The sequence below is a fragment of the Yersinia sp. 1252 StPb PI genome (genome assembly GCF_048593885.1).
Taxonomy (GTDB): Bacteria; Pseudomonadota; Gammaproteobacteria; order Enterobacterales; family Enterobacteriaceae; genus Yersinia; species Yersinia enterocolitica_E.
On sequence record NZ_JAZGQE010000242.1, the window covers coordinates 1 to 5,313 of the forward strand.

Genomic DNA, 5,313 nt, shown 5'->3' on the forward strand with positions numbered 1-5,313 from the left:
TTTAAAATTTATAAAAAGCAATTATATCACAACATAAAAAAATCATGCTTTGAGGGTATATGGAAAACCTACGCTAACCATTTTGGGGAGATGACACTATTTTGACGCAACCAGGGCGGCGACGCGACCAAAATAAATCGGTGATCGGTCATTTTCGAAAAGGGTGATTTTTTGGGAGTTTTCGGCAGGGGATGGATAAAGCCAATTACTGCGAGGTGGCTTTCGGGGCGTAACGCGCCCGAGACGCCCTGAAAGCCTGTCTCAGCTGGTATGCAAGCCTCTGAGACAGAACGAATTATAGCAGAGAACCCTAGCGGGGATCGAGAAGTTGGCACTCCTGGGGTAAAGCCAAGTCGTCTTGAATGGGGGATGTGACAGGTCACACAGGTAAAAATTTATTTGCTCAACAGCTCCCCACACACGGATAATCATTCCATCGAAAGGGAATCACTCTTTTGATAGATAGCCGTAAGGCAGGCTGTCGGCAGTAGTGGATATTAAAATGAAATCGATTAATATAAAAATTAGTTTTCATAGTAGGGGTCAGTTTGGATATCGGAAATTATTGTACGTTTAGCGCATTACCAAACTGACCCTTGGTAACTCATCACTTAAGATCTGACCTTTAAGTTACAGCCTACGCGGAATGCGCTCCCTATTTCGAGATATTCAGCTCTCGCTGCTCCAGTCAGCTGCTGCGACTGCTCAGTAAACCCGGCTATATCATGGCTACACTTTTTCGACGTCGCTTTGTAGCCGCGCCCGCACATTTCATAAGCGACGTTCGGATCTGCGAATTGTGAACATTAGCCCGCCTGCGGCGGGAGCTAAAACTCTGTTAGAGAGTTACTTTATTCAGTCATCATAGCTCGCTATACTCCCGTGTATGCACATACCTCGACCGGCAAAACTCCTCTTCCAGATTGATGATGGCTGGGGCCAGTTACTCGCTAAACACGGCAATGTCGGACCCGAATGGACCAAACTGGTCGTCGAGCGGATGCTCCCCTGCGGGACCGGTGCCATGGGCGTTCGCTGCTATTGTTGCGCTTCTGCCCACTGTTCTCACACCAAATACTTCTGCCAAAGTTGTAAAAGCAAAGGCTGCAGTGCCTGTGACATGAAAGCTACCGAGCAATGGATTGCTGAGCAACAGCACATCCTGCCCGACTGCGAATGGCAGCACATCACCTTCACCATGCCCGATAAACTCTGGCCCGCCTTTGCCAGCAACTGGCCCCTACTCAACAAACTCTTCGCCTGCGCTGCCAATACCCTGCTGAAATGGGCTAAAAAACTCGATATCGAAATAGGCTTGTTTGTAGCCCTGCATACCTATGGCCGCCGGCTCAATCAACATCCGCACATTCATCTGTCCGTCACGCGCGGAGGTTTGTGCCTCAAACACGGCGTCTGGCGGCCGGTTTACTTCAAAAAGAAAATCGTTGAGCGCTATTGGCGTCAGGCCGTCATCACCCTGTTGCGAGAAAGCTATGCCTCGCTCAATTTATCTGCTGCCGGCTATCAACACATTCGGGATTACCGGGAATGGTGCCAGTTTCTTGAGGCGCAGTTTCAGCGTCGCTGGAAAATCCACTTTGCCAAAAAGACCCGACACGCCCGGCAAAACGTCAATTACCTCGGTCGCTATCTGAAACGGCCACCGATTGCCGCCTCAAAACTGCGTCATTACACCGGCGGAGTCGTTGTTCATCATTACTATGACCACCGGACTCAGCAACACCGTACGCAACGACTCAGCCAGGAAGAGATGCTGTGGCGCTATATCAGCCATATCCCGTCACGTCATTTTAAGATGGTGAGGTATTACGGTTTTCTGGCCAACTGCAAACGGGGTGAGTTATTGCCTAAGGTCTACACCGCCCTGGGGATTGAAATGAAGAAAAAACCGCAGAAACCGGGCTTTGCGTCGCTGATGAAACAATTTACGAATGTGGATCCTTACCAGTGCGTGTTGTGTGGTAGTCGGATGGTTTTTAACAGTGCGGAAGCCGGTATCCGTGCAGAAGAGTTATTGGCGCGACGTCGGCAGGAGTTCAAAACAGAGCGATGGTTGCGGCAGGCGGCATAGGGAAGATCTGCCTGAAATTTGGATTGGGCATCAAAATGGGGGTTATTTTAACCAATCGTCAACGTCGCGCTGCATGAGCTGACGAAACTCATGGCCCTATCACCCTATTTTGCCTCTAACCTAAGGGAAAAAAAGGGATCCAACTTCCTAACCATGAACCTGAAGCGGCAAAGAATTCTTCTGTTCAGAAACCATGTGGCGCAGGGCATCTGTACTTTGTGGAGCGATGACGCCGAATTCAGATATCAAACCTCTTAATCGGTTATATGTTGCTGTTTTCTCTTCGATAAAACCTTGTCTGGTACGGTGTAGACATTGCATCGCCTGCTGGCTCTCATCCTTCACTGGCACGAACCGCATATGCGGGCGACGGACAGCCTCACAAATAGCCTAGGCATCAGCTGCATCATTTTTCCATGATTTACCGGCCATGCGGTAAGGCGATACGAACTTTGCAGCCATCAAACGGGGCTCATGGCCATACTGCCGAAACACTCTTGCCCAGTAATGGGCGCCGGAGCACGCCTCCATCCCGATGACACAAGGAGGTAAACTTGCAATCAACTCTGGAAGCGCTGCACGCGATACTTTGGGTTTAACCAGAACAGTTTTTCCATTTTGATCAACGCAGTGAACAGCGAACACATTTTTAGCAAGATCGATACCGACAGTAGTGATAGTCATAACGAATCCCTCCAAGGCTATGTTTACCCCATGATTGCACAATAGTTAATCAGGCGCATATCCAGGGGAAGTCCCTTCCATTCGTTAAGACTAAATTTTGACCTATTCTACCCGGCCGTCGCACAGTGGTAGTATGGGTGCCCTCAGCAGCCATCAGGGAAAGATAATGAGAGCAAGTATTAGAGCGAAGATAGTGAAAGTATGTGAAGCCAAGATTGCGGCTAAAGGGGATAATGTTGGCGTGTCATTTTATGCTTTTTTTGCCAACAAGAATGATGACCCGGAATTACTCATGGAAGTAGCCCAATGGTGGATCATGGAGATGAAGCTGGACCACTTTGAAAAAGCCAGAAAAATCATATTTCTTGCATAAGGAGAGCATAAAAATCTGTGGGGAAATGACGTAACACGTTGATGGAATGGTCATATTTTTCTCACCCACCTTCTGCTTTTACTTCAAATCTAGCTTGCTATGATGTGACCAGTATCATGGCGTGCCCCAAGTTTTTTCATGCTCTCCTAAATAGAGTTTTAGTCTGAAAACTGTAGGTGGGTGATTTCACCCCAAAAACGACTCAACATGCTCACAAGTTTCAGGATGACTGCATTATTAACTTCTAAAATAGTTTGTGTTATCGACTTTTGATATTAATGCAGTCGCCTTCTGAAAATGACACTGAAACCTGCCGAAGCGGGTTTTGTATTATTTCGGGCGCTTCGTCCAAGCGGCGCGCATGACAGGCATAAACGTTGGCGGTATGACACCCATTTTTGGTAATGGGATCTTGACTGTTATACCAGGTGATGCGTCAAACCACACGTCATTGAAGGGTAGTTTTTGAAGCCGATTCAAGTCGAATTTTGTCGGAACATCAAGCCCAGCGGTATCAAGTTGTTCATTAATGACAAATTCCCCATCGTAGACCTTACCGATCTGTGACGTTCCATAGGTAATAAGCACCGCGTTAATATCGGTAAACACGTTCAGTATAAGCCCGGGGCGCGGGTATGGCCCAGGGTTGCCTAAGTCCTCGCGATGAGGAAACTTACACCAGAGTATGTCTCCGGGCTTCGGTAATGGTTTAAAATCAGTAGCCATGCGCTTCCTGCTTATTTGAATAATGGAGAGTCCAGATCTTCTTCTGAGATTTCCATACCTGACATTTTAGAAATGACAGCATGCTGGGCATCTGTCAGTGGGCCATTATCAAGTTCATAGGCTGGTAGAACATCGTGCGCCAGGTAGCGTAACGCTTTATGGACTAGCTCAGTCTGGTTAAGAGCCAGCTCTTCCATAAGGCGGGTAAACGTTTCTTCGCTTACTCCGTACTCGTTGTCACGCGCACGCAGCTGGAAAAGAAATTTCTTCGGCGTAGTTTGTGCGCGGGTTTCTACTTTGCTTTTACCGACGCGTGGATGGCGTTTAACTGTCGCGGCTATATTAGTTTCATCAATAGTCGTCATGATTAACCTCTCTTTCTTATGACTATATGTAAAGCATATAGTCATAGCATACTACTTCCTATATAGATTGTATATAGCAGTCATTGTAAGACGATTGCTGGCGACTAACAGCCGTGGCAGAGGTATGCGGAGAGCTGATAAAAGATGTATCAATGATGGGTTAACATTTTTCCGTGCCCTGATATTATTCATCATTTAACACTAATGCTGTTAACTGTTCTGTTTTACGCAAGAATCCATTTATCGCAACAATACTCTTTCATTAGGGCTCTGTCGCATTAGCGTAGAGAAGTTAGCAAAAGTGACGCTGCCGGTTATTTAGGCAGCCAACAGATAAAATTGTTCCGCAGGTGACAATCCCTCATTTTGCGGATGTTGATATTGTCCTTTACGTTCATGTGGATCAATTCGATGCCAACCAGGAGCGTCTGTGCCCGCCGGAACAATTTGAATCCCAGCATCAGGCGTATACGACGTTTGATATTTCGGTGATCCTGCTCAATCAGGTTATTCAGATACTTGTTCTGTCTGACAGTAATGGTTTCTTCTTCTGGTTTGTCGGCGTTGAGTGTAGTCAGCGCTGCCGTGTTGCCGCCACTTTTATCAAGGGTCACTATTTCAGGTTGATCATGGTGTCGAATGGCTTTGCGAAAGAAGCGTAATGCAGCTGCAGCATCCCGTTTGGCGGTCAGCAGGAAGTCGATGGTCTGGCCTGAATTATCCACCGCGCGGTACAGATATTTCCACTGACCTTTGACTTTGATGTAGGTTTCATCCATGCGCCACCGACGACCTACTGAGCGTTTATGTCGTCGAAATACCTTATCCAGCAAGGGCACCAGACGGATGACACAGCGGTGTAACGTGGAGTGGTCAACAATAACGCCACGCTTTGCCATCATCTCCTCGAGATTACGCAGGCTGAGGGCATAAGCGAGATACCAGCGAACACATTGCGCGATAACATCAGTGGGGTAATGCAGGCGACGGAAGGCTTTTCGGATTAGAGACATGGGCAAGCAACATTGTAAAAAAACAGCATGTTACCTGACGACGCCTTAATGCGACAGAGC

At 47.5% G+C, this 5,313-nt stretch carries 5 protein-coding genes and 1 pseudogene; 2 read left to right on the plus strand and 4 right to left on the minus strand.

From position 1 onward, the window contains the following. Window positions 1–886 precede the first annotated feature (886 nt). The gene (locus V2A85_RS21625; protein WP_420072324.1) at window positions 887–2,092 is read left to right on the plus strand and encodes an IS91 family transposase; all 1,206 of its coding nucleotides are present in this window, start codon (window positions 887–889) and stop codon (window positions 2,090–2,092) included. Between the two features lie 165 nt (window positions 2,093–2,257). On the opposite strand, the pseudogene V2A85_RS21630 reads toward V2A85_RS21625, so the two are convergent. Further along, window positions 2,258–2,776, minus strand: a pseudogene (locus tag V2A85_RS21630) (IS110 family transposase); the annotation flags it as partial. A gap of 166 nt (window positions 2,777–2,942) precedes the next feature. Here V2A85_RS21630 and V2A85_RS21635 point away from each other — a divergent pair. After that, window positions 2,943–3,149, plus strand: a complete 207-nt coding sequence (locus tag V2A85_RS21635; protein ID WP_420072325.1) for a DUF6500 family protein — start codon at window positions 2,943–2,945, stop codon at window positions 3,147–3,149. A 330-nt stretch (window positions 3,150–3,479) separates the two neighbouring features. Here V2A85_RS21635 and V2A85_RS21640 read toward each other — a convergent pair whose 3' ends face one another. The 3 genes from V2A85_RS21640 to V2A85_RS21650 form a co-directional block, all read right to left on the minus strand. Further along, window positions 3,480–3,875: a hypothetical protein gene (locus tag V2A85_RS21640; RefSeq protein ID WP_420072326.1), complete on the minus strand. Its 396-nt coding sequence runs from the start codon at window positions 3,873–3,875 to the stop codon at window positions 3,480–3,482. An 11-nt stretch (window positions 3,876–3,886) separates the two neighbouring features. Beyond that, window positions 3,887–4,240 carry a hypothetical protein gene (locus V2A85_RS21645; protein ID WP_420072327.1) on the minus strand — a complete coding sequence of 118 codons (354 nt, stop codon included), beginning with the start codon at window positions 4,238–4,240 and terminating at the stop codon, window positions 3,887–3,889. Between the two features lie 318 nt (window positions 4,241–4,558). Beyond that, window positions 4,559–5,253, minus strand: a protein-coding gene (locus tag V2A85_RS21650) for an IS6 family transposase (RefSeq protein ID WP_420072328.1) whose coding sequence is annotated in 2 segments (ribosomal slippage) — window positions 4,559–4,635 and window positions 4,635–5,253 — 696 coding nt in all. Because the reading frame shifts where the segments join, the coding sequence is not laid out codon by codon here. Between the last annotated feature and the right edge of the window lie 60 nt (window positions 5,254–5,313).

Excerpts from the sequence above, each read along its gene's own strand:
- V2A85_RS21625 (WP_420072324.1), top strand. The coding sequence starts at position 887 with ATGCACATACCTCGACCGGCAAAACTCCTCTTCCAGATTGATGATGGC.
- V2A85_RS21635 (WP_420072325.1), top strand. The coding sequence starts at position 2,943 with ATGAGAGCAAGTATTAGAGCGAAGATAGTGAAAGTATGTGAAGCCAAG.
- V2A85_RS21640 (WP_420072326.1), bottom strand. The coding sequence starts at position 3,875 with ATGGCTACTGATTTTAAACCATTACCGAAGCCCGGAGACATACTCTGG.
- V2A85_RS21645 (WP_420072327.1), bottom strand. The coding sequence starts at position 4,240 with ATGACGACTATTGATGAAACTAATATAGCCGCGACAGTTAAACGCCAT.